At 65.8% G+C, this 25078-nt stretch carries 23 protein-coding genes; all 23 read right to left on the reverse strand.

The window, feature by feature from the left end; all coding sequences use genetic code 11:
* Window position 1 precedes the first annotated feature (1 nt).
* The 23 genes from IIB36_09375 to IIB36_09485 all read right to left on the reverse strand — a co-directional run bounded on the left by IIB36_09375 (window position 2) and on the right by IIB36_09485 (window position 25056).
* Complete coding sequence (locus IIB36_09375; GenBank protein ID MCH7531949.1) at window positions 2–1579, reverse strand: NAD(P)H-hydrate dehydratase; 1578 nt, start codon at window positions 1577–1579, stop codon at window positions 2–4.
* 476 nt (window positions 1580–2055) lie between these two features.
* Window positions 2056–2253 (reverse strand): hypothetical protein, encoded by a 198-nt coding sequence (locus tag IIB36_09380; GenBank protein ID MCH7531950.1) that lies wholly within the window; start codon window positions 2251–2253, stop codon window positions 2056–2058.
* Window positions 2254–2288: 35 nt separating this feature from the next.
* The gene (locus IIB36_09385) at window positions 2289–2669 is read right to left on the reverse strand and encodes a hypothetical protein (GenBank protein ID MCH7531951.1); all 381 of its coding nucleotides are present in this window, start codon (window positions 2667–2669) and stop codon (window positions 2289–2291) included.
* A gap of 329 nt (window positions 2670–2998) precedes the next feature.
* Window positions 2999–4255 carry a serine hydroxymethyltransferase gene (locus IIB36_09390; protein MCH7531952.1) on the reverse strand — a complete coding sequence of 419 codons (1257 nt, stop codon included), beginning with the start codon at window positions 4253–4255 and terminating at the stop codon, window positions 2999–3001.
* A 34-nt stretch (window positions 4256–4289) separates the two neighbouring features.
* Entirely contained in the window at window positions 4290–5351 is a 1062-nt protein-coding gene (locus IIB36_09395) for a Glu/Leu/Phe/Val dehydrogenase (GenBank protein ID MCH7531953.1), read from the reverse strand.
* 444 nt (window positions 5352–5795) lie between these two features.
* Complete coding sequence (locus IIB36_09400; protein ID MCH7531954.1) at window positions 5796–6965, reverse strand: acyl-CoA dehydrogenase family protein; 1170 nt, start codon at window positions 6963–6965, stop codon at window positions 5796–5798.
* Window positions 6966–6971: 6 nt separating this feature from the next.
* Window positions 6972–7826 carry a 3-hydroxybutyryl-CoA dehydrogenase gene (locus tag IIB36_09405; protein MCH7531955.1) on the reverse strand — a complete coding sequence of 285 codons (855 nt, stop codon included), beginning with the start codon at window positions 7824–7826 and terminating at the stop codon, window positions 6972–6974.
* Entirely contained in the window at window positions 7823–8761 is a 939-nt protein-coding gene (locus IIB36_09410; protein ID MCH7531956.1) for a CPBP family intramembrane metalloprotease, read from the reverse strand. The genes IIB36_09405 and IIB36_09410 overlap by 4 nt, the downstream gene beginning before the upstream one ends.
* 5 nt (window positions 8762–8766) lie before the next feature.
* The gene (locus IIB36_09415; GenBank protein ID MCH7531957.1) at window positions 8767–9981 is read right to left on the reverse strand and encodes an acetyl-CoA C-acyltransferase; all 1215 of its coding nucleotides are present in this window, start codon (window positions 9979–9981) and stop codon (window positions 8767–8769) included.
* A 124-nt stretch (window positions 9982–10105) separates the two neighbouring features.
* Window positions 10106–10987 carry an MBL fold metallo-hydrolase gene (locus IIB36_09420; GenBank protein MCH7531958.1) on the reverse strand — a complete coding sequence of 294 codons (882 nt, stop codon included), beginning with the start codon at window positions 10985–10987 and terminating at the stop codon, window positions 10106–10108.
* Window positions 10984–11763, reverse strand: a complete 780-nt coding sequence (locus IIB36_09425) for a hypothetical protein (protein ID MCH7531959.1) — start codon at window positions 11761–11763, stop codon at window positions 10984–10986. The genes IIB36_09420 and IIB36_09425 overlap by 4 nt, the downstream gene beginning before the upstream one ends.
* Before the next feature lie 294 nt (window positions 11764–12057).
* Window positions 12058–12693 carry a redox-sensing transcriptional repressor Rex gene (locus tag IIB36_09430; protein ID MCH7531960.1) on the reverse strand — a complete coding sequence of 212 codons (636 nt, stop codon included), beginning with the start codon at window positions 12691–12693 and terminating at the stop codon, window positions 12058–12060.
* Window positions 12694–12764: 71 nt separating this feature from the next.
* On the reverse strand, window positions 12765–13580 hold the full coding sequence (gene rsmA / locus IIB36_09435) for a ribosomal RNA small subunit methyltransferase A (protein MCH7531961.1): 816 nt from the start codon (window positions 13578–13580) through the stop codon (window positions 12765–12767).
* A gap of 17 nt (window positions 13581–13597) precedes the next feature.
* Window positions 13598–15184 carry a SpoIIE family protein phosphatase gene (locus tag IIB36_09440; protein MCH7531962.1) on the reverse strand — a complete coding sequence of 529 codons (1587 nt, stop codon included), beginning with the start codon at window positions 15182–15184 and terminating at the stop codon, window positions 13598–13600.
* Window positions 15181–15621, reverse strand: coding sequence for an ATP-binding protein (locus IIB36_09445; GenBank protein MCH7531963.1), 441 nt, complete (start codon window positions 15619–15621; stop codon window positions 15181–15183). Before IIB36_09445 ends, IIB36_09440 begins: the two co-directional genes overlap by 4 nt.
* Window positions 15622–15668: 47 nt before the next feature.
* On the reverse strand, window positions 15669–16001 hold the full coding sequence (locus tag IIB36_09450; GenBank protein ID MCH7531964.1) for an STAS domain-containing protein: 333 nt from the start codon (window positions 15999–16001) through the stop codon (window positions 15669–15671).
* A 158-nt stretch (window positions 16002–16159) separates the two neighbouring features.
* Window positions 16160–17176, reverse strand: coding sequence for a phosphotransacetylase (locus IIB36_09455; GenBank protein ID MCH7531965.1), 1017 nt, complete (start codon window positions 17174–17176; stop codon window positions 16160–16162).
* On the reverse strand, window positions 17173–17673 hold the full coding sequence (gene coaD / locus IIB36_09460) for a pantetheine-phosphate adenylyltransferase (protein MCH7531966.1): 501 nt from the start codon (window positions 17671–17673) through the stop codon (window positions 17173–17175). Before coaD ends, IIB36_09455 begins: the two co-directional genes overlap by 4 nt.
* On the reverse strand, window positions 17670–18194 hold the full coding sequence (locus IIB36_09465; GenBank protein MCH7531967.1) for an RsmD family RNA methyltransferase: 525 nt from the start codon (window positions 18192–18194) through the stop codon (window positions 17670–17672). The genes coaD and IIB36_09465 overlap by 4 nt, the downstream gene beginning before the upstream one ends.
* On the reverse strand, window positions 18194–19948 hold the full coding sequence (gene recJ, locus IIB36_09470) for a single-stranded-DNA-specific exonuclease RecJ (protein MCH7531968.1): 1755 nt from the start codon (window positions 19946–19948) through the stop codon (window positions 18194–18196). Before recJ ends, IIB36_09465 begins: the two co-directional genes overlap by 1 nt.
* Window positions 19945–20877 (reverse strand): hypothetical protein, encoded by a 933-nt coding sequence (locus IIB36_09475; GenBank protein MCH7531969.1) that lies wholly within the window; start codon window positions 20875–20877, stop codon window positions 19945–19947. Before IIB36_09475 ends, recJ begins: the two co-directional genes overlap by 4 nt.
* Before the next feature lie 13 nt (window positions 20878–20890).
* Entirely contained in the window at window positions 20891–22693 is a 1803-nt protein-coding gene (locus tag IIB36_09480) for a DNA primase (GenBank protein ID MCH7531970.1), read from the reverse strand.
* Window positions 22690–25056 carry a Smr/MutS family protein gene (locus IIB36_09485; protein MCH7531971.1) on the reverse strand — a complete coding sequence of 789 codons (2367 nt, stop codon included), beginning with the start codon at window positions 25054–25056 and terminating at the stop codon, window positions 22690–22692. The genes IIB36_09480 and IIB36_09485 overlap by 4 nt, the downstream gene beginning before the upstream one ends.
* Window positions 25057–25078 lie beyond the last annotated feature (22 nt).

The following is a 25078-nucleotide window of genomic DNA, read 5'->3' on the forward strand; positions in this document are numbered from 1 at the left end:
TTCACCGCGCCGGGTCAGCGTCGAAGAGAACAAAGGGCAGGTCGAGGTCCGAGACGCCCTCGCTCCGCTCCCTGAGAGCGTCCGGGAGGCAGCGGATCACGTCACTCGGGGTGAGCGCCAAGCCCCGGCCTGCGAGCCGCGCGGAGCGGCCCGTCAGATACAGCCCGACCGCCCCGGCATCCACTGGACCCAAGCCCTGCGCCATGAGCGACGCGCACACGCCCGTCAGCGCATCGCCCATGCCCGCTGCCGCGAGGTCGGACGAACCCTGGCAATCCACGTGCACCTCGGCTCCCGGTGCGGCGACCAACGACGGCGCCCCCTTGAGCAACAGCGCGTGTCCGTTCGCCTCTACAGCACGGCCGAGCGCCGCGATTCGGTCCGACTGGACCGTGGCCGTATCGGTGCCGAGCAGCCGCGCCATCTCGCCCGCGTGCGGAGTCGCCAGAACCGCTCTCGTCGCCGCCAACAACGGCAAGTCGAGTTTCCCTTGAGACGCCAGGTTGAGCGCGTCGGCATCTACCACCACGGGTCGAGGCGGACCCGTCGCAACCGCCGCGGCGAGCTTCTGTCCGAACGTGCCGGTGCCAAGGCCGGGCCCGAGGCCGACTGCGTCGCACTGATCCATGGCCGCGAGAAGCGCCCCTGGATCGCCGGGATCGACGTAGATCGCCTCCGGTGCGGCGCTCTGCACGATTTCGCGATTCTCCGGCGCGGAGCAAATCGTCACGAGACCGGCCCCCGCACGCAGCGACGCACGCACTGCGAGAACCGCGGCGCCGGCCATGCCCTGCTGTCCCGCGACCACGAGCACACGACCGACGGCGTTCTTGTGTGTGTCCGGGTCCCGGTGCGGGAGACGCGCCTGGGCCCAGGCAGGCGTGACCACTCGAGCGGTCACTTCCGCCGGGCTCGACGGTGGAAAGGCGATCTCGACCGCGATCAACCGACCGGCAAGCGAACGCGCCGGATGCAGAAGGCTTCCGAGCTTCGGCGCGCCAAAGGCGACGGTGACCGTCGCCCGCACTGCGCTGCCCGGCACGGTCCCCGTCCCTGAGTCGATGCCGGACGGCACGTCCAACGAGAGAACCCAGCAACCCAAGGCGTTGATGTTCTCGATCGCGGCGCGCTGCCGCTCCCGGGGGGCGCCCTGCAAGCCCGTGCCGAGCACCCCGTCCACGACGAGACCCGCTTCCCCGAGCAGGTCGCGCCATCCTTCCGCGCCGAGTTCTTCGTCCGTCCGCAAGGCGACGTCCCAGCCGTGCAGCAGCGGGTCCTCCAAAGGCCGGTCGGCCACAACCACCGCAAGGACGTCACGCCCCCACGCGCGTAGAGTCCTGAGCAGCACCAACGCGTCCCCGCCGTTGTTGCCGGACCCCACCACGCCCACCACCCGGCCGCGCGGGCGGAGGCGTTGCACGATCATCGCGGCCGCCCGCCCAGCGTTCTCCATGAGCACGGGCGGAGGCACCCCGATCGTCTCGATCGCCGTGCTATCGAGCGCCGCGGCCTCGGCTCCGGTGGGCGCGAGCACATGCAGGCGTGCGTAGGGGCGGAGTGGCGGGTGGAGACCGGCCATGAGCTAGGGAGCCTCTGCACAAGTAGGGCGCGCCGCGCGACCCACACCTTCGGCGCGGGTGCCCGGTCTCGCGAGCTCAATAGTAGGCACGACGACGAGTCGTAGTTGTTCGGGCACCGCCGCCGAAGGCGGTGGTCCGAGGAGGAGAAACGACCTATTGGGCCGCGACCCCCCTGCGCCCAACATCATGAGTGACATGATCTACCAGGTCGTGGGTTACGGTGGCACGGCCCCATCTCCGTCGTTGGAGCTCCTAGGACCACCGTCTTCGACGGCGGTACCCGCGACGGCTATGGCGTCGTCGCACCGCGACCCGCGCTTTGCGCGGGTGCCCTATGGAGCCGTGGCGCCCGGGGACCCGTGCGTAAGCTCGGGTGGCGGCGTGCCCTACTTGTGCAGAGGCTCCCTGTAGTTGGGCGAGATCCCGGGAGCCACGACGGTCTGGGTCTCGCTTGGATCTGTGGGGGCGTCAGGCTCTACTTGTAGCTCTGCCCGATCGTGCGGCCGATGCTGATCTCGCCGTTGTCGATCCGGATGTTGAAGCCGCACTCCGGCCTGGAACACACCCACGCTTTATAGCGAATCGACGCCCCCTCTCTGCCGTAGTCCGAGAGCGGCAGCAAGAGACCGGCCTCGCACTTCAGACAAGGCGGAAATCCCTGCTCTCCCTCCATGTGCAACCCCTCCCCTCAGCGTGGCAACGATACGGTCAGAATCGAGCTTCCCAGGGATAACTCAGCTCGAAAGCCTCTTCGAAGTCGAACACGTCGGCGAAGTCCTCCGGGCGATCCTCGTCCTGCTTGACGAGGATCCCCTGCTCCACCAACGCGAACACGACACTCCCGACATCCTCGGTGGCGCAAATCCCCCAGTGCTCCAGCACCATCCTCGCCATCGGACCAAAGCGCTCCAGAGCCAAGCGCCTCACCCCGTCCGCAAGCTCGCGCCCGGAAATGTGCCGGGGCTCGTCAAGCGAGTGGATGACCGAATGCAAGGCCGCGAGCACGAAGAAATACGCCCTCGTATCGAACCGAGGGTTTCGTTCCTGGAGCTGGTCCAGGACTTCGTCCGCGAATTGGAGTTCCGTCATGGGTAGAAATGTGGGTTTTAGAAGGGTGATCGGAAAGGGGGGTGGGCCGCGCGACCCACGCCTGACGGCGCGGGTGCCCCGCGCTTGCGCGCGTTCAGGCAAGGAACGACGAGGAGTCGTAGCCGAGCGGGCACCGCCGCCGAAGGCGATGGTCCGACGAGGAGAGACGCAGCATCAACCGCGCGGGCACCGACGCGAAGCGTTGGTCGCCATGTGCCCAACGCCATGGCTGATATGATCCTACGCCTCTGTGGGTTGGGGTGGCACGGCCCTCTTTCCGATCACCCTTCAAGGGGGCCGTTCGCTAGTGGGAGCACCACATGACACGTCTATCGCCCCGCCAATCCCACGTAGAGCGGGAAGGCGGTACAGAGATCCCTGACCTCGCCGCGAACCCCGGCGATCCGGTCTTCGTCGCTCGGTGCTTCCAGAACGTACGCGATCCAAGCCGCGATCTGCGCCATCTCGCTTTCCTTCATGCCACGGGAGGTGAGCGCCGGCGTTCCGATGCGAAGGCCGGACGTCACGAACGGTGAACGTGTCTCCCCGGGTACCGTGTTCTTGTTCACGGTGATTCCGGAAGCCTCGAGCGCCGCCTCGGCTTCCTTGCCCGTCAGCTCGTCGTGGCTCGGCCGGAGATCCACGAGTAATAGGTGGGTGTCCGTGCCTCCGCTGACGAGGTGAAAGCCCCGCTCCACGAGGCCTTCTCCCAGCGCCTTCGCGTTGGCGACGATCTGCTCGGAGTAGTCGCTGAATTCAGGCTGCAGCGCTTCGAGCAAGGCCACCGCCTTAGCCGCGATCACGTGCATGAGGGGACCGCCCTGCATGAACGGGAAGACCGACTTGTCGATCGCCTTGGCGTGCTCTGCGCGGCAAAAGATCAGGCCGCCGCGGGGGCCCCGCAGCGTTTTGTGCGTCGTGGTGGTCACGACGTCGGCGTGCGGAATCGGCGTGGGGTGGTGTCCCGTCGCCACGAGACCTGCGATGTGCGCCATGTCGACCAGGAAGCGTGCGTCGACTTCCCGCGCGATTTCCGAGAAGGCGGCGAAGTCGATCGTGCGCGGGTACGCGCTCGCCCCGGCAATGATCATCTTCGGACGCTCGGCGTGCGCCTGGTCTCGAAGCTCATCGTAGTCGATGCGCCCGTCCTCTTCCCGTACTCCGTACGCGACAACCTCGAAGAGGCGGCCGCTGAAGTTCACCGGCGAGCCGTGCGTGAGATGACCGCCGTGACTGAGGTTCATCCCCAGGATCTTGTCCCCGGCCTCCAGGAAAGAGAAGTACGCCGCCATGTTGGCCTGCGCGCCCGAGTGCGGCTGCACGTTGACATGCTCCGCACCGAACAGCCGTTGGGCTCGGTCGCGGGCCAAATCCTCGGCGACGTCGACGAATTCGCAGCCGCCGTAGTACCGCTTCGATGGCAGACCCTCCGCATACTTGTTCGTCATCACGGTGCCCATCGCCTCAAGCACGGCCTCCGAGACGAAGTTCTCGCTCGCGATGAGCTCCAAGCCGTCGGCCTGCCGCCGGGCCTCGGAGATGATCGAGTCGAAGACGGCTGGGTCGGTCTTCTTCAGGCTGTCCATCATGACCGGCTGTCCATCACGAGAGGACCGTCCATCACGTGCGGAATGTCCGTTGCAGATGCCTGGCCTCCAAGATGCGCGCCTCCGCAACCTTGTTGGCCGCCACGTGCGGAGGAATCCCGTCGGTCCTGGCAAGCTCGAAAATGCGGAGAAGCGTGCCGTAGATCTCCCCGGCCTTCCATTTGCTGCGATCCGCGGTCCAGTCGTTCAGCTCTCCATATACGTTGATGAGTCCACCGGCATTGATCACGTAGTCGGGCGCGTACAGAATGCCCCGCTCGTGGAGCGCCGGCCCGTGAATCGGCCCGCGTGCCAACTGGTTGTTTGCGGCTCCCGCGACGATGTCGACTTGGAGCAAGTCGATCGTGTCGTCATTGACGACCGCGCCCAAAGCGCAGGGGGCGAAGATGTCGGCATCGACGGCATAGATGTCGTCCGCGGCAACTGCCTTGGCCCCGAACTCCTCGGTGACCCGCGCCACGCGCTCCGGATCGATGTCGGCGACCGTGAGCCTGGCGCCTTCCTGCGCCAAATCCTCGCACAGGTAGTAGCCGACATGGCCGAGGCCCTGCACCGCGACGTGACGACCGGCCAAGGAATCGTCTCCGTACTTGATCGCTGCACACGCCTTGATGCCACGGTACACCCCGTACGCGGTAACCGGAGACGGATCGCCCGAGCGTCCGTGCCGGCCGACCACGTATTCGGTCTCCATGCTGATGTATTCCATGTCGTCCGGCGACGTCCCCACGTCTTCGGCGGTGATGTAGCGGCCGTGCAGCGAGTCGACCGCACGGCCGTGCGCTCGGAAGATCATCTCCCGGTCTGCCAGGCGGTTGTCCCCCCAGATGACCGACTTGCCACCGCCGAGGTTGAGCCCGGCGATCGCTGCCTTGTACGTCATCCCTCGCGAGAGCCGGAGCGCGTCGATGACCGCGTCTCGATCGTTCTCGTAGTTCCAGTAGCGGGTTCCGCCCAGCGCCGGTCCCATGGTGGTATCGTGGATCGCGATGATGCCTCTATATCCGAGGTCGGGATCGTTCCAGAACACGAGCTGCTCGTGCTTCTTCTCTGACATCAAGTCGAATATGTCCATTCTCGCTATGCGCTCACGCGTTCCGGGTTTTGGTGCCAGAAGGCTGTTGAAGAGGTACAGCGGGCCGCCACCCGTGCCTAGGCACGGGTCCCCGGGTGGCCACGGCCCCAGAGGGGAACCCGCGCCGCCGGCGCGGGTCGCGGGGCTTCGAAGGCATAGCCGTCGCGGGCACCGCCGCCGAAGGCGGTGGTCCGAGAAGCTCCAACGACGGAGATGGGGCCGTGCCACCGCAACCCACACACTCGTATGTCCTTTCAGCCATGGTGTTGGGCACATGGCGACCAACGCTTTCGCGTCGGTGCCCGCGCGGTTGATCCATCGTCTCTCCTCGTCGGACCACCGCCTTCGGCGGCGGTGCCCGCTCGGCTACGACTCCTCGTCGTTCCTTGCCTGAACGCGCGCAAGCACCATGTGCGCGGCCCACTGTACCTCTTCAACAGCCTTCTAGTCGCTCGCCGCGTCCCGCAGCACTTCGCGGGCGATCACCACTCTCATGATCTCGTTGGTTCCTTCGTAAATCTCGGTGCCCTTGGCATCTCGCAGAAGCTGCTCGACCGGATAGTGACGCATGTAGCCGTACCCGCCAAAAATCTGAATCGCTTCGTCCGCAGACCAGGTCGCGGCCTCCGAGGCAGCGAGCTTCGCGATCGCCGCGCGGCTCGTTACCCCGTCGGTGCCGGTGCGGGAATGCCCCGATCCGCGGTTGGCCGCCTCGATGGCAGCGCCAGCGTGGTGGGCCAGTAGCCGCGCTCCTGTGAGCTTGCGCGCCATCTCCGCGAGCTTCGCCTGGGTCGCGCCGAAGTCCGCGATCGCCCGCCCGAACTGCTTGCGCTCCAACGCGTACTTGGCTGCATGCTCCAGGGCAGATCGCCCGATGCCCACCGCCTGGGCCGCGATGCCGGCGCGGCCGAGGTCGAGAGCTTCCAACGCGTAGGGGAGTCCGCGACCCAAGTCACCCAACAGCGCCTCGGCGCCGAGCTCCACGCCGTCGAGCTCCACACGCACGATTTGGGACGCCCGAAACCCCATCGTCGATTCCCGCGCGCCCACGCTGTATCCGTCGGCATCAGGTGACACCAGAAACGCACTGATGCCGTCCTCCCCGGTGCGAGCGAAGACGACGACGAGCCCGGCGCGGCGGCCGTTGGTGACCCACCGCTTTTCGCCACTCAGCCTCCACCCGGTCTCAGATCGCTCCGCCTTCGTGCAGATCGAGCCCGCGTCACTGCCCGCCTCCGGCTCGGAGAGGGCAAACGCCCCGAGCAACGCACCCGAGGCGAGCCCAGGCAGCCAACGCCGCTTTTGATCGTCGCTGCCGTACCGCCGCAACATGCTGGCTACAGGTCCGTTGTGGATCGCCACCGAGAGCGCCACCGAGGCATCACCCCAGGCCAGCTCCTCGAGCACGAGCAAGTAGCTGTCCAGATCGAAGTCGAGCCCGCCGTACTCCTCCGGAATCAACATCCCGAGGAATCCGAGCTCCGCGAGCTTGTCGAACACCGCCTCGTCGAGGTCACGGGCGCTGTCCCACTCAGCGGATGCGCCTCGCAGCTCACCCTCGGCGAACTCGTGGGCGAGCGCCTGGATCCCGAGCTGTTCTTGCGTCCAAGTCATCGTCGACTACTCATAGCCGTAGAAGCCACGGCCGCTTTTTCGGCCATGCCAGCCCGCCGCGACGTACTTGCGCAGCAGCGGAGACGGCCGGTATCGGTCGTCCCCCAACTCACGGTGCAGCACTTCGAGGATGTTCAGGCAAGTATCCAGCCCGATCAGGTCGGCGAGCTCCAATGGACCCATGGGGTGGTTCAAGCCGAGCTTCATCACCGTGTCGATCGCCTCGGCTTCCGCCACACCCTCCATGAGGGCGGTCACCGCCTCATTGATCATCGGCATGAGGACGCGGTTGGAAACGAAGCCCGGGAAGTCGTTCACCTCCACGGGAGTCTTCCCAAGCTCCTCGGCGAGCTCGAGGGTCGCTCGTGTCGTCTCGTCACTCGTGGCGAGACCGCGGATCACTTCGACGAGCTTCATGACGGGAACCGGATTCATGAAGTGCATGCCGATCACCCTGTCGGGGCACGACGTATGCGCGGCGATCTCGGTGATCGAAATGGACGAGGTATTGCTCGCTAGAATCGTATCGGGCCCCACGGCGTGATCGAGTGTCTCGAAGAGGTCGTACTTAAGCTGCGCCTTCTCTGGCACGGCCTCGATCACGAGATCGACGCCCTCGACGCCGGCCGCGAGGTCCGTGCCTGTCTCGATGCGGGCGAGCGTCGCATCACGGGCGGACTCGTCCAGAATTCCCTTCTCGACCTGCCGGGCGAGGTTCTTGACGATGGTTGCCGTCGCCCTCTCAAGCACCTCTCGCGAAACGTCGAGCAATCGCACTTCCCTACCGTGCTGAGCTGCGACATGGGCGATGCCGTTGCCCATCGTGCCTCCGCCAACCACCGCGATTCGGTGGATACTCATGCCCCGATCGCTCCTTGGGGCCCTCTGGGTCGGTGCAGGTCCGCTACAGCCAACGGCGACGTACGCAAAGCCGCCTCTCCAGGCCGCAGCCAGGGTCCCCACCAGCACGCAGCTGCAGCCGCCAAGACCACGACGGTCGCGAGCGCGCTGCCTTCAGGTCCGAATCCACCACCACCGAGCCAATTCGGGCCCTGGGCGACGCCGTCGTAGAAGGGCGCGTCCAACAGCTCCAGACCACTTACCGGCACATCGGCCAGGTACCCGTGCCCCCAGTTCCAGCCCAGGTGCACCCCGGTGGCCCACCATAGACTTCCGGTGCGCAGGTACACAGCACCGAGCAACAGTCCCGCCGCCGCAATGTTCGCCAGCCCCAACCACGTCACCTCGGGGTTGCCGAAGTGCAAAGCCCCGAAGGCGATCGACGTGACGAGCAAAGCCGTCGATGGGCCCCATGCCTCGGCGAGGGCCTGGAAGGGGTATCCCCTCAGCAGAGCTTCCTCGGCCGCTGCGGGCAGCGCCAGAAACAGCAACGAACTCGCGCCACCCACCAACCAGGCGCCAGCCGTGCCCGGCTGGGCTGACCAACGCAAACCGCCGAGGGCGGCCATTGCGAGCACCACCACCATCGCCACCACCACTCCGAGCCCGAGCCCCACCGCGGCTTCGCGTCCCGCGACCGGACTCAAGTAGAAACCGAGCGCGCCCGGAGCTCGCCCGTCGAGGGCAAGCGTGGCCCACCCTCCCACCAGCGCCCCGGAGAGCAGAGCCACCGAGCCACGCTGGGTCCCCGCCGGAAGAAGCATCCCCACGATCAGCCCGACGAGCGTCGCGGTGACCACGAAGAACAGAAGGCGCCAGCCCAGCCGGAGCCGCCCGCCCGTCCCTGTGAGGACCGCGCCTCGGAGCACTCCTTTGGGCAAGAGTGTTGGGGGCAAGGGTGTTACGCCTTCTCCACAGAGAGCGCCAGCGCGTGGCCGCCGCCGAGGCAAAGCGTTGCGAGCCCGGTCCCCGCCCCCCGATGCTCCAGCGCGTTCAGCAACGTCACCAGGATACGCGTGCCGGACGCCCCGATCGGGTGGCCCAGCGCAACCGCACCTCCGTTCACGTTCACGAGCTCCTCGTCCATTCCCAGCGCACGCATGTCGGCGATCGCCTGCACTGCGAAGGCCTCGTTCACCTCCACGAGCTCATAGTCGCTGATCTCCTTTCCTTCCTTTCGCATCAGGTTGTTCACCGCTGCGATCGGAGCGAAAAAGAGATCCTGAGGCTCGGTGGCACTGACGGCGTACGCCGAGATGAGGGCGTCCACTTGGAGCCCGTGCGCCTCGGCGTACTCGAGCGAGGCCACTACAACCGCCGCCGCCCCGTCATTGAGGCCGGGAGCGTTTCCAGCGGTGACAACGTGCTCGTCGATCCCCTCGGGCGCGTCACGTGCGAACGCCGGCCGCAGCTTGCTCAGCGCCTCGAGCGAACTGTCGGCCCGCGGGCTCTCGTCCGTGTCGACGACCGTCACGCCGCGACGGCCCTTGACCTCGACCGGAACGATCTCGTCCCTGAACCGCCCCTCTTCGATCGCGGCCACCGCCTTCTGGTGCGAGCGCAGCGAGAACTCGTCCGCGTCGGTGCGCGTGACCCCTGCCTTGTCGGCTGTGTACTCTGCGTGCCCACCCATGTGACAGGCCCCGAACGAGCACCACAGGCCATCGTGGATCAGTCCATCCTCGAGGGTTTGGTTCCCCAACTTCACGCCATTCCGCAACCCACGGACATAAAAAGGCACGTTGGACATCGACTCCATCCCACCGGCCAGCACGAGCCGGGCATCACCCGCCCGCACGGCCTGCGCCGCGAGCATGACCGCCTTCAGCCCCGAGCCGCAGACCTTGTTGATCGTCAGCGCAGGAATCGTCGCCGGCACACCGCCGTTCACGGCGGCCTGGCGGGCCGGGGCCTGGCCTGCTCCAGCGGACACGACGTGGCCCATGATGACCTCGTCGAGGTCGGTGACCTCGATGCCGGCGCGCCCGATCGCGGCGCGGACAGCGATGGCGCCCAACTCGGGGGCCGAGAGTGGGCTGAGCCCACCCAGGAACCGTCCGATTGGTGTCCGGGCGCCCCCCTTCAAGATGACAGGGGTCGTCGATTTATCGGTCATGAAAAGCCCAACTCGGTGTCGTTATTTGCCGATGTCGCCGGTGCTGAGTGCGCATAGTCGCTAACCCGAATGATACCGAAATCGGGGGGTGCGGTCACCTCGGCCAGAGTGGCCGTGCCGCAGTCTACTCCTCCCGCAGGCGGGGCCTTTCGGAGTCGGGATCGAGCCGGCCCCAGGGCACGCTGGCATCGTGTTCGAAGACCAACAGCCACTCCTCTTCTCGGGCCTGCTTCCACAGCGAGCGCTTCGACTCGAGCGTCACCAGCGGCTCGAGATCGTACCCCATGATCCACGGGAGCGGCATGTGCGCCGACGTCGGGCAGACATCCGCCAAATAGCAGGCGGTATCGCCTGCGCTGCTCACGAGCACTGAGTGGTGGTGTGGAGTATGGCCGGGGGTACGCACGACGCTCACACCGTCCGTGATCTCGGCGTCACCCTCGACGAAGTCCCACAGGCCGGCTTCCGCTACGGGCTCGAAATTCTTTGAGAGATAGCTCGCTCGCACGCGTTCGTTGCCGCCCCGAGCGAAGTCGAACTCCGCTTTCTGTACCATGTGGCGGGCCTGCGGGAAGGCCGGCCTCAACGCGCCGTCCGGGTCCAAGAAGGTGTTTCCCCCCGCGTGATCGAAGTGGAGATGCGTGTTGAGCACGATGTCGATGTCTTCCGGCTCGAACCCGGCGTCGCGGATCCCGTCCTCGAGGCGTGTCGGCTCACCGGCGTTGTCGAGCCCATAGAGGTCGATAAACTTTTCGCTCTCTTTGCCACCGATTCCGGTGTCTACGAGGACCAGGGCGTTGGGCGCCTCGATGAGCAGACAGCGCAGAGCGAGCGGGATCCGGTTGCGGTCGTCGGACGGGATCCGCCGCTCCCACAGGGGTTTCGGCACCACCCCGAACATTGCTCCTCCGTCGAGCCACTGAAGCCCGGCCTCGATGACGTGGATGCGGATCGATCCGATGTCCGTCGCGCGACTGAGCGGAAGATCCGCGGCGGTAATCGTCATCGGCGTCTTCTCCTCCGGGGCTCGTAGCCGGGAAGTTCCAGAGAGTATTGGTCGGGGTTGAATACTTTGCGCTGTCGTCGGCGCTTGAGGTACCACTGTAGCGTCGCAAGATCCTCGACGCCTCTCCCGCTCGCTTCGTCGAGCAGACGCAGCAGGACCCTAGCCGTTGCAAGCGCATCTCCGTGGGCGCGGTGCCGAGCGTGGATGTCGACCCCGAAATGCCTGGTCACGACGTCGAGATTCCTGTGTCGGAGCACCGGGACCAGGCGCCGCACCATACGCACGGTGCACAGTTTGGGGACGTTCGGTACATCCACGTTCGCGCGCACGAGCTCGGCCGAAACGAAGCTCCAGTCGAAAGTCGCGTTGTGAGCCACGAACGCGCGTCCCTCGAGGCGGCGTGCCACGTCCTCGGCGATGTGGTCGAAGTACGGTGCGATCGCCGTCATGTCGCTCGTGATACCGGTGAGGGACGTGATCATCGACGGAACGCCCTGCCCCGGATTCACAAGCGTCTCGTATTCGTCGACGATCGCCCCGTCCCGCACTTCTACGATGGCGATCTCGACGATGCGGTGACCGTTCCAAGCCCGGCCCCCGGTGGTCTCAACGTCGACGACCGCGAACGGCACCTCGCACAGGGGAGCACCAAGCGGCGCCAACGTGGGGTCGAGGCTCCATACGCCCTCTTCGTCCACCAGGAAGCGGGGGTCGGCACCGAGCATCTGGAAGACTGCCGCCGAAGCGGCTCCGGGGTGTCCGGAGAGCCCGAGCACGTCGCCGGCCAGCTCGAGGGTGTGCGTCGGTCCGTCCCCGAGGCGGCGGACCGCACGCCGGATGAGAGAGGTCCTAGGAGGGTGATCGGAAAGGGGGGTGGGCCGCGCACATGGCGCTTGCGCGTGTTCAGCCAAGGAACGACGAGGAGGCGTAGTCATTCTACGGCGACGAGGAGAGACGCAGGATCAACCGCGCAACCGCCATGTGCCCAGCACCATGCATGACATGAACGTACGCGTCGGTGGGTTGGGGTGGCACGCCCCCCTTTCCGATCACCCTCCTAGACCCTCCGATCACTCCCCGGCCTCACCCCACGTGATCTTGAACGAGAGCGCCTCGAGCTCCATCACGACATTGACGTCCTCGACGGGGATCGAGTCCGGTACCTTGATCTGGACTGGCGCGAAATTGAGGATGCCCTTTACGCCCGCCTGGACCGCCCGGTCCGCGACCTCTTGAGCCGCCGAAGCCGGCACCGCCAGGATCACGAGATCGACATCGAGCTCGTCGATCACCGTCTCGAGCCGTTCCGACGAGTAGATGGTGGTCGTCCCCCACTGCGCGCCGATCTTCTCCGGGTCGGAGTCGAGGATCGCGACGCAGTCGTAACCACGCGTCTTGAAGTCCGGATATTCGTACAGCGCCCGTCCGATGCGGCCCGCACCGACGAGCACCACCCGCCACACGCGGTCGAGGCCAAGAATGGCCCGGAGACGCACACTCAGCTCCTCAACGCTGTATCCGAGGCCTCGCTTGCCGAAGGAGCCGAAATGCGAGAGGTCCTTTCGGACCTGAGCAGCCGTTGTGTGGCCCCGCGACGCGAGCTCTTCGCTCGACACGGTTCCTCCCCCTGCCTCCTCGAGACCTTCGAGGGCCCGGAGATAGTGGGACAACCGGCGTACTGTCGAGTCGGAGATGCGTCTGGACACGGGCACGGTTCAGGGGCCCACGGCGCAAGGAAAGCACCGCTTGTGAAAATCTTCACAAATGTACTGGAGGCTCAGAACGACGGCAACGCGCCAGCCAACCGAATGAAGGCTTCCGGCGAGAGGCGCTCAGGACGGTCCGCTAGTTCGAAGCCGACACTCGCGGCTATGCGTCGGAGTTCACCCGCGGGGACGGAGAGGTCCGGGTGGTCGCGCAGGATCTTTCCTAACTGCTTTCGGCGCCACTGGAACAGTGCGCGCACCACGGTGCGGAGGCGCTCTTCATCCGCAAGCACGAGCGGCTCGGGCTTCAGCGGCTTGATCCGGATCACCGCAGAATCGACGCCTGTTACCGGCCGGAATGCTCCTCTGCCCACACCGAAGAGACGCTCGGCCGTTGCCACACTTCGCACCCCGACGGCGAGGGCACCGTATGCTTTGCTTCCGACCGGAGCTGTGATGCGGTCTGCGACCTCCTGCTGCACCATCAGGACGATCTCACGGGGTCGGGGCCGCTCGAGCAGCCGGAAGATGATCGGCGAAGTGATGTTGAAAGGAATGTTACCGACCACGAGCGCTTCCGACGGGTTACGCACATGCTCCCAGAACGGCTCCTCGAGAACGTCGCCGTGCACGACCCGGACATCGTCGCGGTCTGCCACCTCTGCCGTCCACCACGCAGCCATTTCGTTGTCGAGCTCGATGAGAACGAGCCGGTCTACGGTCCCAATGAGGTGGTGAGTGAGCGCGCCTCGGCCCGGCCCGATCTCGACGACCTCGTCACTCGGCTTGGCACCCAACGCGGCGACGATCTTCCTTTGCACGTTCGGGTCGACGAGGAAGTTCTGACCGAGCGATCGTTTGGCACGTCGCCGGGACGGTTCGCTCATGGCGTGGAACCGTGAAGTCAGACTCTGACGACCAAGACAGTCCGGTCGTCACCCAGAAGCTGGTGTCCGCTGGGCTCGTCGGGTAAAAGCGCGAAGAGACCGTCCACGATGTCCATCGGCTTCCGGTACCGCTGCTTGATCGCAGTCTCGAGGATCAGCCCCTCCCCGTCGCCTCGTGAGTGCGAGCCGAGCATGTCGGAGAGCCCGTCGGTGAACAGGAGGAGCACGTCGCGTTCGGGCTCCCAGGCTACCATCGCCTCGTGATACGAGTCGGGACCTGCAAAACCTACGGGCGGGTCGGTGGCTGTAAGCCGCTCGGCGGTCCCGTCGTCCCGGATGGCGAAGGCATGGGGGTGACCGGCGTTCGAATAGACGAGTGTGCCGGCCTTCGGATCCAGCACGCCATAGAAGACGGTCAGGAACATCTCGGTCGTCTCGAGTTCTCCGGCCAGCGCATTGTCGAGCGAGCGGAGAACTTGAGCCGGGGACGTGAATTCTCGGGCGTAAACGCCCGCGACGCTCAGCGTCAGGGTCATGATCAGCGCTGAAGGGAACCCGTGCAGTGAGACATCGCCCAGCATGACGCCGATGCGCTCATCCGGGAGCTTGAACAGCTGGTAGAAGTCGCCACCAACCTGCTCAGCGGGCTGCACGCGCCCCCCCGCATTGACCCAGTCGAAGCGATCGGCGGCCGGGAGCAACTTCATCTGCAGGTCGTGTGCGAGCTCCATCTCCTTGGCCATGCGCTCCTTGGAGAGACTCAACTCCACGAGCCTGTGGTTCTCGAGAGCTGCCCCGATCTGCGACGCGATCGCCGCCAGTAGCTTCTGGTGGGCGGCGCTGAAGGGGCCCCCGTCCTGGCGCCCGATGAGGTTCACGACGCCCACGGTGCGCGACTCACCGGTCGCCGGCGCATACCGGATCGGCACGGACAGGAAGGAGTCGCCTTCACCCCCGGCGGCACGCTCCACCCCCGTGGGCCGGCGGGACCCAATGATCGGCTGTCCGCCTCGGAAAACCATCGAGGTCACAGGGTCCGGGTCGTCCGAACCGAGCGGTCTCTCACGGCCGTCGTCGCCCACCTCGGCACAGAGGTAGAGCCGATCGTCCTCCGGCTCATAGACCCACAGCGAGCCGCGCATCGCGCCCATGACGTCGGTAACCTCGGAGAGAATCTTTCTTGCGCCGTCGTCGAGATCCAGCGTGGCGCCGAGGGTCTCGCTGATGAAATAGAGGAGGTTGATCTCCTCGAACCGCTCCGAAAGCTCGTACGTGAAGAACTGGACCTCGCGCGCGGTCTCTAGCATACGCTCGAGCACCGGGGCGAGCACGGCTGCGATCGCGTCCGCATCGCCGTTCGGCGAAGCAATCTGCAGCTCGAGCGGTGGTCCCTGCTGCGCGGCAATCGGGCGCCGCGCATTCGATTCAGCGGCGGTTTCGGTATCGAAGGCGTCGCTCGCGTACACGACCTCGCTGGCAGCGCCCGGTTCCGTAGGTGCCACGATGAGCCGCAGGGAAGCGTCGAATACCCTCTCGAAGTCAGCAAGCGTCTGGAGGACCGGCTCGGGTAACGTCGCGAGGACGAGCCGGTCGGGAACCGTCACGCCTGGGCGCCACCCTCGAGGGCGCTGCCCTGCTCAAGCCGAAGAACGAGTGTGACCTGATTGCCCTGATCGTTGTACCGCACTTCGTCGAGCAGTTGACGCATCAAGAACACGCCCCGGCCACCAGACTTGAGAATATTCTCCGGTTCGGTGGGGTCCGGGATCGTGCTCGGATCGAAGCCCCTTCCCTGGTCGGTGATCCGCGCCTCGAGTCGGCCGTTCTCGAACGTTACCTCGACGCGAACGCTCTTGGACTGGTCGTGCGCATTGCCGTAGAGCATCGCGTTCGTGAGCGCCTCGGTGAGCCCCACCCGGAAGTTCAGACGCAGGCGCTTTTCGTACGTCTCACACGTGCGACAACGCCGCAGGACGTAGTCGACGGCGTGCTCGATGGAGCGCACATCCGTCGGGATTTCGAGAACGAGGTCGTTGTCCATCTACGCCTGATCCGACGCTCGAGGGCCTGGGCTACGGGAATCGAGGATCAAAATCCCTCCAGCGCCTCTTCCTTGGTATCAGTGATTCGGAACAGCGTGTCGAGCTTCGTGAGCTCGAAGAGGGTCCGGAGGTCCTCATTGAGGCTCGACAGCCGAAGCTCCCCGCCTTGCTCCCGGATCTTCTTCGAGAGGCTGACCAGGACGCCCAGTCCGGACGAGTCGATATAGCCCGTGCTCGAGAAATCGATGACGAACTTCCGGTCGCCACCCTCGAGCTGTTCCAGCACCCGCTGCTTGAGCTCCTGACGGTTCCCGACAATGAGCTGACCCTCGACTTCGACGAGAGTTGCATCACCGCTTTGCGATACCTGAAAGCCCATGGCTTCGTCGCTCCGGAGTTGGATTCAGGGCCACCCACGCCGCCACGTGCGCGGACGGCACCGCTGACAGCGACTCATATAGTAAAAAGAGAACAAATGTTCAGGCAAGGGAAACATTCAGAAAAAAGAAACTTGGCAGGCGCGAAAAGATCTCCCAGCTATTCGGCTTCCTCCACCATTGCCGCGGTGATGCACGCCACGGAAACGATGTCCGCGGGCGACGCACCTCTGGAAAGGTCGTTGTAGGGCTTCGCCAGACCTTGGAGAATCGGCCCCAACGCTAGCGCCCCCGCCAAGTGTTGAACGAGCTTGTAGGCGATGTTGGCCGCGTTCAGGTCGGGAAAGACGAGCACGTTCGCCGTTCCCCCCAAGACCGAGTCCGGCGCCTTCCGCCGGGCCACGGAGGGCACCAGCGCCGCGTCGACTTGGAGCTCACCGTCAGCCGCCACTTCCGGCGACAGCTCCCGGAAGCGCACCAGCGCCTCCCGCATCTTGCTCACGGCAGGGCCTTCCGCGGAGCCGTTGGTCGAATAGCTGAGGAAGGCCACGCGCGGCTCGTCGCCGACCACGAGGCGGCGGGCACGCGCCGCGGCGAGGCCGATCTGGGCCAGCTGCTCCGACGTAGGGTCGGGGACAACGCCCGCGTCGGTGAAGGTCAGAACAGACGACCCAAGAGAGTGTGTGTGCTCAAAGACCATGTAGAACGAAGAACTGACCGTATCGATACCCTCACCCGTCCCAATGCCCCTCAAGCCGGCTCGGACGACGTCTCGCGTCGTTCGAACCGATCCCGCCACGGAACCCTCGGCCTCGCCGTCGCGAACCATGAGCGCCGCCTGCAGCAAGGGGTCGCGCACGAACTCTCGTGCGTCGGTCGCCGTCATCCCTCGCCCCGCATGCAGCTCACAAAAACGCGTGGCGGCGCGTTCGACACGATCGGGCGACTCGGGGTCGAGGACCATCACCCGCTCCGGATCGATCCCGGCGGCGCAGAGCCCTTCGCGAACCGTCTGCGGAGGTCCGAGAAGGATGGGTTGATAGAGCTCCGAGGTAACCGCCTCGTGCAGCGAGTCGTGCACGCGAGGCTCGGTCCCTTCCGGGAAGACCAGCCGGCGCTTGCCTGAGCGGGCACGGGTCCGGAGTTCCTGGAGGAATTCTCCGGACGTGCCTATCACGCGCCGAGCCTCTCCCGTAGGCGGGCGAGCACGGGAGGCGATACGAAGCGTGAGACGTCCCCGCCGAGTGACGCGACTTCGCGCACCAGCGAGGAAGACAGGAACGAGTACTCGACGTCGGGCACGAAGAAGAGCGTCTCGATCTCAGGCCACAACTCCTGATTCATCTGTGCCATTTGCATTTCGTACTCGAAGTCCGAGATCGCACGAAGGCCCCGAACGACCAAGTACGACCCCATGTCTCGAGCGAAGTCGACGAGCAGACCTTCGAAGGCCCGAGCCTCTACACGCTCGTCGGCACTAAAGATCTCGTTGATCACGCCGACGCGCTCTTCCACCGTGAAGAGATTCCGCTTCTGCTGCGTCGCGCTATGCGCGACGGCCACGACGAGCTTGTCGGCCACGCGGAGGGTCCGGCGGGCGATATCCTCATGACCCTTGGTCATCGGGTCGAAGGACCCGGGATAGATTGCGACGATCGGGCTGGAAGGACTCATGCTTCGGCCGTCAGGGTCGTGAGGGCGGTATCACCGTAGCGCCGCGTAGTAGCGGCGTCCGGCAGACGGAGCGTCTCCCGCGAAGGATGCTCCAACCAAAGTTCGCGCGCAAACGGACCTTCCCGCCACTTGTCCGCAAGCGCCTGAGCGTGGCCGCTCCCGTAAGGGGGATCCGCCACCGCGAACGAGAAGAGCCCCGGGTCGCGGTCCAAGTACCGGAAGACGTCGTCGGCGATGACGGTGCAGCTCTCGGCAACCCCGAGTCGTTCGATATTCGCTTCGATCACTCGTAACGCTCCACGGGCATTCTCGACGAAGGTCACGTGTCCGGCCCCGCGGCTCAGCGCCTCGAGGCCCAACGCACCAGATCCCGAGAAGAGATCGAGCACCTCCAGACCGTCGAAACGGCCACCCATCGCCGACATCCATGCCTCCCGGACTCGATCCGTGGTGGGCCGAACGCCCTTCCCCTTGAGGGGCTTGAGCCGATGGCCACGGAACCGGCCCGCTATGATCCTCATCACGCGCTCCCGGAGGCACGCAGCGCGATCAGGCGAGCCTGAACCCGTGAAGTGCCTCGCCATTCATTCCTTTCGAGGCGAAAGACAACGTCGTGCGGCACGGCCATGACCGCCTCGGGAGGGTGTCGCTCAGCAAGCCCGAAGCCGATGGCGTCGATCCGCCCCGCGCCCTGGCTCAACGTCGCCTTGAGGTGGTTCTCGCCGACCACCTTGGCGCGCTGGAGTGCGGCAGCGCTCACGACGAAGAGGGGCCCTGGATTCCCGATGCCGTGCGGGCCCAGGTAGCTCATCCAGTGCACGAGTTGAAGATCGACGTCCTCGAGGTCGAGCACGACGTCGGTGCGAAGCTGCGGCCGCAAATCCGCGAGATCCAACCGCGAGCCGACTTCGGCGTTGAACGCCTCACGCAGCGCCGACACGGAGTCCCGAGTGACGTCCATGCCAGCCGCGTGTTCATGCCCCCCGAAGCGCAGCATGTGGGCCGAGCATGCCTGCAGCGCCTCGTAGAGATGGAACCCTGGAATGGACCGCGCACTGCCTCTACCCCGCTCCCCGTCGAGCGCAATCAGGACGACGGGTCTATGGATGCGCTCCACGACACGGGACGCGACGATCCCGATCACTCCCGGATGCCAACCCTCGCCAGCGAGAACGACACCGAGGTCGGAGCCCGGGTCGTACTCCCGCTCCAGCATTTCGAGGGCTTCGGCCAACGTGCGCTTGTCCTCGTGTTGCCGGTCCCGGTTCGTCGCATCGAGCTGCTCGGCGAGCTGTCGTGCCTCAGCCTCGTCATCGGTGAGAAGCAGCCGAAGCGCATCCGCGGACTCCCCGATGCGGCCCGCAGCGTTGATTCGGGGTGCCACCACGAAGCCCAACTTGCCCGCTGTGACCTCCGCGACGGGCACGCCTGCGACCTTCAGCAGTGCGTCGAGGCCACGTATTCGCGTACGCGCGAAACGTCTCAGGCCATGGTGAACGAGCACCCGGTTCTCGCCCGTGAGCGGAACGAGGTCCGCGACGGTCGCGAGAGCAACCAGATCCAGGTACGTGACGAGCGCCTCCGAATCGGCAGCGAGCGCGTCGGCGACCAACTCACACAGCTTGTAGACCACTCCGGTACCGCACAGGCGCTTGTCCGGGTACTCGCAGTCGGGACGGTGGGGATTCACCACCGCCACGGCTTCGGGAAGTGACCCCGCAACGGTGTGGTGATCGGTGATGACGACGTCGATGCCTTCGCGACTCGCGCTCGACACCGTCTCATGGGCGACCGTGCCGCAATCTGCGGTCACGATGAGAGTAGCGCCGACGGCCCGGGCCGCGGCCAGCCCGGCGGAGCCAAAGTCGTAGCCGTCCCTCAGCCGGTGCGGCACGAACGGGACGATCTGCCCCCCGAGAGTTCGTAGCCACCGCGTGAGCAGGGCGGTCGCACAGACCCCGTCGACGTCGTAGTCCCCGTGTACGAGAATCGTGTCACCCGCACGTATGGCCGCCGCGATGCGCTCGGCGGCCGCCGGACCATCCGCCAGTCGAGCGGCGTCGTGTAGATGCTCTAGACGAGGGCGCAGGAAGTCTTTGGCCTCATCGGGCGACGTCACCCCACGCGTGACCAGCACCGAGCATAGAGCGGCGGGGAGCCTGAGCGACTGGACGAGTGTCTGGACCGCCGCTGGGTCAGGCGTGTGGGGAAGAATCCAGGTAGGATCGGGCGAACGGAGTTTGCTCGCGAAACCGTGCGGCCCGGCATTCGTCACTCGTCGCCCGTGTCCTCGTCGTCGGTCTCCTCCGAAACGGCTGCACCATCGTCGTCACCGGCTTCGTCATCTGCGCCGTCGTCGGCCTCCGATGCGTCACCGGCATCATCCGCCTCGTCGGCGGCGGCGTCATCCGTCTCGTCGGCGGCGGCGTCATCCGCCTCGTCGGCTGCGGCGTCATCCGTCTCGTCGGCTGTGGCGGCAGCCGCGACGGCTTCTGAATCCGGAGCCGCCAGGATCACGCCGCAACCCTCACAGCGGATGAGCGCGTCCCCGTGGAGAATCTCGTTTCGAACCTGGAGTGGCACGATCCCGAAGCAGTGTCCGCAAGCACCATCCTCCGTGAGGTCGGCAACGGCGATCGACCGGCCACCGCGACGGATACCGTCGTAGAGCCGGAGCTCCGACGCGTCCATGCTGCCGACGAAGCTTTCCCGCTCCGACTCGAAGGACACCAGGCCCTTCCGTGCGTCCGCTCGCTCCGCGATCAAGTCGGCCAACTTGGGCTCGACAACACTCCTCTCCTGGGCCAGCGTCTCGTCCACCTCTACTAGACGTTCCTCCGTCTTGCGGATCTGATCGATCAGCGTGTACGCCTCCTGTTCGTCCGCCTGCAGCGCACGCTTGATCATCTCGAGCTCGGCGCTGACGGCCGCCTCCTCACGCAGATTTCGAACGGAGCCGAGGCGTTCGTCGAGCCGTTTCTCGCGCTCGCGCCTCTCGTCCACGCTCGCCAAGAGACGGCGCTCTTCGAGCTTCATCTCCTTGAGACGCGTACGGGTCTTTTCGGCCTCGCTCTCCAGGACCAGAGCCGACTCCTCGGCTTCGATGAAGCGGGGGTCGAAGTCACGGATCCGCTGGTGCGCTTCCAGGATCCTGAGATCGAGGTCTTGAAGCCCCTTCAGGGCGGTGCGGCGCTGCTGCGTCATGTGCTCGGCTTGTTCAAGTTGTGTCGCCCCGCAGCCTGCGGGCAGTAGTGGTCCAGTCGTTGGGGTTGAGCTCTCGCCGTTCGCGAGAAACCCGCTCCTTCTCCTCGATGAGGGTTCGCTTCTCCCCATCGCCAGCCGCCGCCCCAATCCGCAGATCGAGGTCCTGGCTGCGACGATCGAGCGCCGCCACGTGGATGCGGGCGACAGACTCTTCGAATACCCGCCCCGCGTGTGCCAGCTCTTCGGGATCGGAGAGGATCTCTTGCAGCCGTTGAGCGGCCACAGGATCCATTGATTCCGGCGGAGCACGTAGCCCCGGATCGTCGAGAAGCGCTTGGAAGATGGTGCGGTAGGTGGGATCCATAAAGTCCCCGGCCCCCAGATGCTCCACGGCCCGCTCGACGAAATCGGGATTCTTGGTCATGAGCAGGAGCAGGAAACGCTCAGCACCGAGCTTCGGGACCCTGTGCGCCGCGATGCGAGGCACGTTCGAGGGCGCGCCGACACGCACCGGCCCCGACCCACTCCCCGTTCGTTCCATCTCCGCTTCGAGCGTCTCGCGGCGCACTCCGGTGCGGTCGGCGACCTTGGCCACGTAGATGTCGCGCAGCGCCGGGTCGGAGGCTGCGCGCATCGTTGGCAGCAAGCGGTCGACCGCAGACCGGGTACGCTCGATCGATGAGAAGTAGTCCTTTTCGTCCAGAATCTGCAGCTTGCGGTCTAGCACATCGACCGCCTGATCCAAATACCGCTCAAGCCCCTCGGGCCCTTCAGAGCGCACAAGCGTGTCCGGATCCTCATCGGGTGGCAGAGTGACCACCGCCGGATGCAGAGCCGCCTCGAGCAAGGTGTCTCCTGCCTTGAAGGTCGCCTTGAGGCCAGCGGCGTCCGAGTCGAAGAGGAGGAGCACGCGCGTGGTGTAGCGGGAAAGGAGCTTCGCTTGCTCCGGCGTCAACGCGGTGCCCAGCGGCGCGACCACGTTTTCGAAGCCGTGAGCAGCGAGTGAGACGACGTCCATGTACCCCTCAACGACGAGCGCCGACTCCGCCCGCCGGATCGAATGCCGCGCCCAGGACAAACCATAAAGGTTGCTGCCCTTATGGTAGATCGGGGTCTCGGGCGAGTTGAGATACTTGGGGGCGTCCTTGCCACCACCCTCGAGCACGCGGCCACCAAACGCAATGACGCGCCCCGAGAGACCCTCTATCGTGAAGATGATGCGCCCTCGGAAGCGGTCGTACGGCTCGCGAGACCGCTCGCTGCGCCCCAGCAGACCGACCTCGAGCATCAACTCCTCTTCGAGCCCGTGTTTCGCAGCCGCGTCCCGCAGCCCGCGCCACTCGTCGGGAGCGAAGCCGAGCCCATAGCGCTCCGCAACGTCCGCGCCGATGCCCCGACCCTCCAAATACTCACGCGCGACGGCGCCGACGCTCGGATCCTCGAGCTGACGTCGGAACCAGTCCCGCGCGAATCCGTTGATCTCATACAGCGGTCGGTTCGGATCCTCTTCCTCCTGGCTCCGCTTCACCTCGCGGACCTGGACACCGGCACGCCCCGCCACGTGTTTGACCGCCTCTACAAAGTCCAGGCCCTGGCGCTCCATGACGAACGAGAAGACGTCGCCCGATTTCCCGCATCCGAAGCATTTGTAGAAGCCCTTGGCGGGGACGACATAGAAGCTCGGCGTGCGTTCCTCGTGGAAGGGGCAGTTCGCCTTGTACTCGCGACCGGCCTTCTTGAGCTGAACGAACTCGCTGATGACATCGACGATGTCGGCCGCGGCGCGGACCTCCTCAACCATGTCGTCCGGGATCACGAAGCACCCCCGAAGCTCGCGACCGTTACCCCGGCCCCGCCCTCACCTGGGCCGCCCATCCGATGGACCTCGACCCTGGCGTCGTCGTCGAGCATCTCAGTTACACGCTTTCGGAGCGCACCTGTTCCCTTGCCATGGATGATGCGGAGTTCTCGGAGGTCCTCAAGAATCGCCTCGTCCAGTGCGCGCGACAATGCGAGCTCCATTTCGTCCACGCGCAGGCCGCGCAGGTCGACTTCCAACCGCGCTTGGCCTCGACTCGGCGCGCTCCACCCTCCCGCGCGGACCTCCGGCTCCGGAGAAGCGTCAACGACTTCCAGGTCGGACACCGGTACCTCGAGTCGAAACGCCCCGGCCTCCACCACCGCGCGCCCGGAACGCAGCTCGATCACCCCGCCCCGTGCTCCCGTCGCATGGATCCGCACTCGGTCGCCCACCTCGATGTCGACGTGGCGTCCCGCGCCTCGAGCCTCCGTACGGGTCTTCCTGTATCGGCCTGCCGCCCGCTCTATACGCCGACGCGCCTGACGCGTGCTTTCCTCCAGGTCAGCGCCCTGCTCGAACGAAGCGCGCAACTCCAAAATCGTGGCCTCGACCTCGGCGCGAGCCTCCAAGAGCAGTGTACGAGCTCCTTCCTGTGCACGGTTGTCCGCATTGCGCTCGAAGTCCCGAAGCGTGCGCTCCCGTCCCTCCATGCCCTTCTTCAGCCGGGCAGTCTGAGCGCGCTCCAGATCGAGTTGGTGCACGAGCTTCTCCGCTTCTCGCTCGAGCTGTTCGAGACGTGCGAGGGTTTCCTCCATGCGTGCCGCATCGTCCTCGCGGTACGTCTCGGCCCGATCGAGAACCACGGACGGGAATCCGAGTCGGCGTGCGATCGCAAGACCGTAGCTGCGACCCGGGCGCCCTTTCAGGAAACGGTAGGTGGGCTCCATCTGGTCGGCATCGAACTGCAAGGACGCGTTGACGATTCCGCTGCCGTCGCTGTCGAGGCGCTTGAGCTCTCCAAGGTGCGACGAGACGATGGTCGTCGCCTTCTTCGCTACCAGCTCCTCGAGTACCGAGCGAGCGAGAGCCGCTCCCTCCGCTGGATCTGTGCCAGTCCCCATCTCGTCGATCAGCACCAGCGACCGCGGTCCAGCTTCCGTCACGATGGCCGATAGGTTGGCGAGGTGCGCCGAGAAGGTGGAGAGCGAACGCACGATCGACTGCTCATCACCGATATCCGCGAAGAACGAGTCGAAGACGGGTAGGCGTGTCCCCGGCCCCACCGGCGGCACCACCCCGCTTTGCGCCAGCGCACATATCAGACCCGTCGCCTTGAGGAAGACGCTCTTGCCTCCGGTGTTGGGGCCCGATACGACGACCGCTCGCTCCCCCTCATTGAGCTCGAGCTCGAACGGTACCACCGACGTCGCGCCATTCTCCAGCAGCAGCGGATGGCGACCGTCACGGATGTGGAGCGTGGGGTTGTCAATATCGGCGAGTTTCGGGACCGCGGCCCCCCACGACAGCGCGGCACGAGCGCGAGCATAGAGGCTGTCGAAATCGACCAGCGCGTCGAGCGCCCCGCGCAACGCGTCGCGCTCCTGAGTGACCTCCGCTGTGAGCTCTCCGAGTACGCGCCGGATCTCTCTTCGCTCTTCGCGCTCCAGATCGCGCAGTTGGTTCATGAGAGCGATTGCCGCGGGGGGCTCCACGAACAACGTGGCACCCGACTGAGACTCGTCGTGCACGATGCCCCCGACTTCACCCTTTCCTTCCCGGCGTACCGGAATGACGTATCGCCCGTCTCGAATCGTCACCGAACCGTCCGCCACGACGAAGCGCTCGGGAAGCGTGGTCACGAACGCCTCGAGCTTCTTCACGATTCTGGCGTGCGCACCTCGCAGCTTACCCCGAATCTTCTTGAGCTCCCGAGATGCGCCGTCGAGCACATGGCCTTCCGCGTCGACACACCGCCCGATCGCGTCCTCGATTTCCCTCCGTGACACCAGCATCTCGGTGATGGTCAGGAGCTCGGGATAGCGGCCGTCACGCGCATCGAACTCCGACGAGAGACGGCGAGACGAGTTGAGTAGAACCCCCGCCCCGTGCAACTGCGTCGGCTCGAGCACCACGCCCTCTGCGGTGAGTTGCTCGAGCGTGTTCGTCAGATCGGGGATGGGGGGCATGCCCCAGTCCGGGTCTTCCTCGACGAAGCGCATCGCCGCACCGACTCGCCCGAGCTCTCGGGCAATTGTCGCGGGGTCGGTCTCTGGGCGTAAAGCGAGTACGCGATCACGGGCGAGGTCACTGCCCGCGCGCGCCGCCACGCACTCGAGCACCCGACCAAACTCGAGAACCTCGAGCGCGTGCTCGCTCACGCGGGGTTCACCCTTCTAGAAG

Source organism: Gemmatimonadota bacterium, from assembly GCA_022560615.1.
In the GTDB taxonomy this organism is placed as follows: Bacteria; Gemmatimonadota; Gemmatimonadetes; order Longimicrobiales; family Gaopeijiaceae; genus UBA1138.

Excerpts from the sequence above, each read along its gene's own strand:
- IIB36_09375 (MCH7531949.1), bottom strand. The coding sequence starts at position 1,579 with ATGGCCGGTCTCCACCCGCCACTCCGCCCCTACGCACGCCTGCATGTG.
- IIB36_09380 (MCH7531950.1), bottom strand. The coding sequence starts at position 2,253 with ATGGAGGGAGAGCAGGGATTTCCGCCTTGTCTGAAGTGCGAGGCCGGT.
- IIB36_09385 (MCH7531951.1), bottom strand. The coding sequence starts at position 2,669 with ATGACGGAACTCCAATTCGCGGACGAAGTCCTGGACCAGCTCCAGGAA.
- IIB36_09390 (MCH7531952.1), bottom strand. The coding sequence starts at position 4,255 with ATGGACAGCCTGAAGAAGACCGACCCAGCCGTCTTCGACTCGATCATC.
- IIB36_09395 (MCH7531953.1), bottom strand. The coding sequence starts at position 5,351 with ATGGACATATTCGACTTGATGTCAGAGAAGAAGCACGAGCAGCTCGTG.
- IIB36_09400 (MCH7531954.1), bottom strand. The coding sequence starts at position 6,965 with ATGACTTGGACGCAAGAACAGCTCGGGATCCAGGCGCTCGCCCACGAG.
- IIB36_09405 (MCH7531955.1), bottom strand. The coding sequence starts at position 7,826 with ATGAGTATCCACCGAATCGCGGTGGTTGGCGGAGGCACGATGGGCAAC.
- IIB36_09415 (MCH7531957.1), bottom strand. The coding sequence starts at position 9,981 with ATGACCGATAAATCGACGACCCCTGTCATCTTGAAGGGGGGCGCCCGG.
- IIB36_09420 (MCH7531958.1), bottom strand. The coding sequence starts at position 10,987 with ATGACGATTACCGCCGCGGATCTTCCGCTCAGTCGCGCGACGGACATC.
- rsmA (MCH7531961.1), bottom strand. The coding sequence starts at position 13,580 with ATGAGCGAACCGTCCCGGCGACGTGCCAAACGATCGCTCGGTCAGAAC.
- IIB36_09445 (MCH7531963.1), bottom strand. The coding sequence starts at position 15,621 with ATGGACAACGACCTCGTTCTCGAAATCCCGACGGATGTGCGCTCCATC.
- IIB36_09450 (MCH7531964.1), bottom strand. The coding sequence starts at position 16,001 with ATGGGCTTTCAGGTATCGCAAAGCGGTGATGCAACTCTCGTCGAAGTC.
- coaD (MCH7531966.1), bottom strand. The coding sequence starts at position 17,673 with ATGAGTCCTTCCAGCCCGATCGTCGCAATCTATCCCGGGTCCTTCGAC.
- IIB36_09465 (MCH7531967.1), bottom strand. The coding sequence starts at position 18,194 with ATGAGGATCATAGCGGGCCGGTTCCGTGGCCATCGGCTCAAGCCCCTC.
- IIB36_09475 (MCH7531969.1), bottom strand. The coding sequence starts at position 20,877 with ATGACGCAGCAGCGCCGCACCGCCCTGAAGGGGCTTCAAGACCTCGAT.